1 protein-coding gene is annotated in these 337 nt (G+C 73.9%); it reads right to left on the bottom strand.

Annotation, left to right across the window (positions count from 1 at the left end; translation table 11 throughout):
- Nucleotides 1-23 precede the first annotated feature (23 nt).
- Nucleotides 24-337: TetR family transcriptional regulator C-terminal domain-containing protein (locus OOT08_RS00435; protein ID WP_325090625.1), on the bottom strand; the 314-nt coding region annotated here is incomplete at its 5' end.

The following is a 337-nucleotide window of genomic DNA, read 5'->3' as shown; positions in this document are numbered from 1 at the left end:
GTTCCCTCGGGCGCGTCCGCCGCTCAGTCCCGGAGCGCGGCCCGGACCGCCGACTGCGCCTCGGCGGCGGTGAGCTGCCCGGTGAGCCAGCGCCCGCTCAGCCCCTCGACGAGGGCGGTGAGCGACAGGGCACGCGCCTCGGCGTCCTCCCGGGAAAGCGCGGGCTCGGCGGCGCGGATCAGCTCGACCACCCGCAGCTGCCAGTCCGTGGTCGATGCGGCCAGCTGCCGTGCCCGCTCCGAGTCGAAGACGGCGGCGGCACGCAGCTCGTTCCAGACGATCGAGCCCTCCCGGATATTGGCCGCGTCACCAAACTCGGCGCACAGGAAACGTTCGA

The organism is Leucobacter sp. M11 (assembly GCF_035726885.1).
In the GTDB taxonomy this organism is placed as follows: Bacteria; Actinomycetota; Actinomycetes; order Actinomycetales; family Microbacteriaceae; genus JAPFRB01.
Note: the sequence above shows the minus strand (reverse complement) of the source record. Positions and strands in the feature narration are given on the sequence as shown.